Origin of the sequence: Streptomyces sp. NPDC059957 (assembly GCF_042730015.1) — a bacterium.
Classification (GTDB): Bacteria; Actinomycetota; Actinomycetes; order Streptomycetales; family Streptomycetaceae; genus Streptomyces.
This window is the reverse complement of sequence record NZ_JBHWMB010000149.1, coordinates 4,971-7,856: the sequence shown is the minus strand read 5'-3', so window position 1 is coordinate 7,856 and position 2,886 is coordinate 4,971. Positions and strand designations below refer to the sequence as shown.

3 protein-coding genes are annotated in these 2,886 nt (G+C 72.3%); all 3 read right to left on the bottom strand.

The genetic code is table 11. From position 1 onward, the window contains the following. Positions 1-108 precede the first annotated feature (108 nt). The 3 genes from ACFWBW_RS41140 to thiE all read right to left on the bottom strand — a co-directional run bounded on the left by ACFWBW_RS41140 (position 109) and on the right by thiE (position 2,737). Positions 109-1,008, bottom strand: a complete 900-nt coding sequence (locus tag ACFWBW_RS41140) for a hypothetical protein (protein WP_385384847.1) — start codon at positions 1,006-1,008, stop codon at positions 109-111. Positions 1,009-1,058: 50 nt separating this feature from the next. Further along, a complete protein-coding gene (metF, locus tag ACFWBW_RS41135; RefSeq protein WP_385384844.1) occupies positions 1,059-1,973 on the bottom strand; it encodes a methylenetetrahydrofolate reductase [NAD(P)H] in 915 nt (304 codons plus the stop codon). A gap of 113 nt (positions 1,974-2,086) precedes the next feature. Further along, a complete protein-coding gene (gene thiE / locus ACFWBW_RS41130) occupies positions 2,087-2,737 on the bottom strand; it encodes a thiamine phosphate synthase (RefSeq protein WP_385384841.1) in 651 nt (216 codons plus the stop codon). Positions 2,738-2,886: the final 149 nt, after the last annotated feature.

The following is a 2,886-nucleotide window of genomic DNA, read 5'->3' as shown; positions in this document are numbered from 1 at the left end:
GCCGCGTTGTCGTCACTCGCCGACGCTCCGCGTCGACTCCCTCCTCCGCCTTGCGATGCACGGCACCAGACGCCGCTCCCTGATCCGGCCTGATCGGCAAGACACCCCCTAGTAGCGGTACTGCTCGTACTCGCCGGTGGTGCCCTGGTACGGATACGGGTACGGCTGCTGCTGCGGCTCCTCCGCCGGGTAGGGCTGGTTCACGTCGCGCTGCTGCGGGACCCAGACCCCGCCGGGCGGGGTGTCCATGGAGTACTGCTCCTGCTGCCCGGTCGCGTACGGGTCCGGGGCGTAGGGGTCCGGGGCGTAGCCGCCGTAGGGGGCCGCGTAGCCGTACGGCTGCTGCGGGGCGACGGCTCCGCCGGTGCCGATGTACGGGTCCGAGTAGGCGGCGTAGACCTGCTGCTCCCCGGGGGCCGGATAGCCGGTGGTGTAGTCGTAGCCGCCCTGGGTCTGCGGGTCGTAGTACGCCGCGTACTGGTGGGCGTCCTGCTCTGCCGGGACGAACGGGGAGGCGAAGGCGCTGGTCTCGCCGGGCATCCCGTACGAGGCGGCCGACTGCTCGGGGTAGTACTCCTGGGCCTGTTCGCGCACGGGCCCCGCGGTGTACGCACCGGACTCCTCGCCGGAGTCCTCGTCCTCGACCGGGTCGGGCCCGTACGCCAGGGCCGTCACCTCCAGGGCCGGCTCCGGGCGCGGTGCGCCGCCGGCCCGGCGGCGCCGGCTCTGCGGGAGCTCGGGCTCGGGGGCCTTGCCGCGGCGCAGCGCCCAGCCGGACACGAAGCCCTTGCGGAAGGAGAGGGTGACCAGCGTCTGGCCGATCGCGAACGCGACGGCGCCGGCCCCTATGACGAGCACCGAAGGCAGCACGACGCCCGCGACCACGCCGGCGAACCCGGCGAAGGCGAGCAGGCGCCAGCGCAGCCGGGCCTTGTACTGCATCAGGACCTCGGCAAGCAGCCACAGCGCGACGAAACCGAACGCGATGTAGAGGACCGTCATTCCCATGCGGGGCCCCTCTCGGTACGGCCGCCCGCGCGGGGAACGGGGCCGGCCGGTCAGGCCCGCTGGTGCAGGCCCAAGTTCTCGTAGATCTCGAGCGTCGCCGTGGAATTGTTCAGCGTGATGAAGTGCAGCCCCGGGACATCCTCGGACAGCAGCCTCGCGCAGAACTCCGTGGCGAACTCGATGCCAATGGAGCGTACAGCGGCCGCGTCTTCCTTGACCGCGAGCATGCGCTCTTTCACAGCCGCGGGGAAGACTGCGTTGCTGAGTGACGGGAGCCGGTCGAGCTGCTTGATGTTCACAACAGGCATGACCTCGGGGATGATCGGGGTCTCGCAGCCGGCCTTCGCGACGCTGTCGCGCATCCGGAGGTAGTGCTCCGGATCGAAGAACATTTGAGTGATCGCATAGTCGGCGCCCGCGCGGCACTTGTCCACGAAGTGCCGGATGTCCGTGTCCCAGTCCGTGGAGCGCGGGTGCATCTCGGGGAAGGCCGCGACGCCGACGCAGAAGTCGCCGGACTCCTTGACCAGCCGGACCAGGTCGGCCGCGTAGTGCACGCCCTCCGGGTGCGCCACCCACTCGCCCATGGGGTTGCCGGGCGGATCTCCGCGCACGACGAGCATGTTGCGGATGCCCGCGTCGGCGAACTGCCCGATGACGTTGCGCAGCTCGGCGATCGAGTGGTCGACGGCGGTGAGGTGCGCGACCGGGGTCAGCGTGGTGTCCGCGGCGATCTGCTCGGTGGCACGGACGGTGCCGCCGCGGGTGGAGCCGCCGGCCCCGTAGGTGACGGAGACGAAGCTCGGGGCCACGGCCTCGACCCGGCGCAGCGCGTTCCAGAGGTTGCGCTCGCCCTTCTCCGTCTTGGGGGCCCAGAACTCGAAGGAGTACGAGCGCCCGGACGCGATGAGGTCGCGGACCGTGTGTGCACGGTCCGACCAGGTGGAAGAGGTACCAAGGGCCATACGGGGAGGTTAGACGCGGTCCCGTGTCCATCGAAGCGTTGTCCACGGATTGGACGCGAAAATGAGACGCCGGGCGGGGAGCGGTGCGGGCGGCCGGAGCCGCCCGGGGCCTGCTAGCCGAGCCGGGCGCGGACCCGCTTGGCGAGGTCAGCGGCGGCGGCGCCCGGGTCGGAGGCCTCGGTGAGGGCCCGTACGACCACGACGCGGGAGGCTCCGGCGTCCAGCACTTCGTCCAGATTCCCCGCGTCGATCCCGCCGATGGCGAACCACGGCCGGTCCTGGGCGAGGGAGGCCGCGTGCCGGACGAGGCCGAGTCCGGGGGCGAACCGGCCGGGCTTGGTGGGGGTGGGCCAGCAGGGGCCGGTGCAGAAGTAGTCCACGCCGGGCTCGGCGACGGCCGCGTCCACCTCCGCCTCCGAGTGGCAGGAGCGTCCGATGAGGACCTCCTGGCCCAGGATGGCGCGGGCGGCGGGCACCGGGATGTCGCCCTGCCCGAGGTGCAGCACGTCCGAGCCGATGGCGTGCGCGACGTCGGCCCGGTCGTTGACCGCGAGCAGCTTGCCGTGGCGGCGGGCCGCTTCGGCGAAGACCTGGAGGTGCTCCAGCTCCTCGCCGGCCTCCATTCCCTTGTCGCGGAGCTGGACGATGTCCACCCCGCCGGCGAGGACGGCGTCCAGGAACTCGGGGAGGTCGCCCTGCCGCTTGCGGGCGTCCGTGCACAGGTAGAGCCGGGCATCGGACAGCTGGGCGGCGATGGCGGACATGGGTACCCCCGGGTGGTGTGTCGTGCGTACGTACGCGGTGTGGGGGACCCCGCCCGGGGCCCCCCCCCCCCCCCTCAGCAGAAGCCGGTCCCACCGGCAACCCCCCCACCCCACCCCCCCCCCCCCCTCCCCCACCCCCCCCCCCCCCC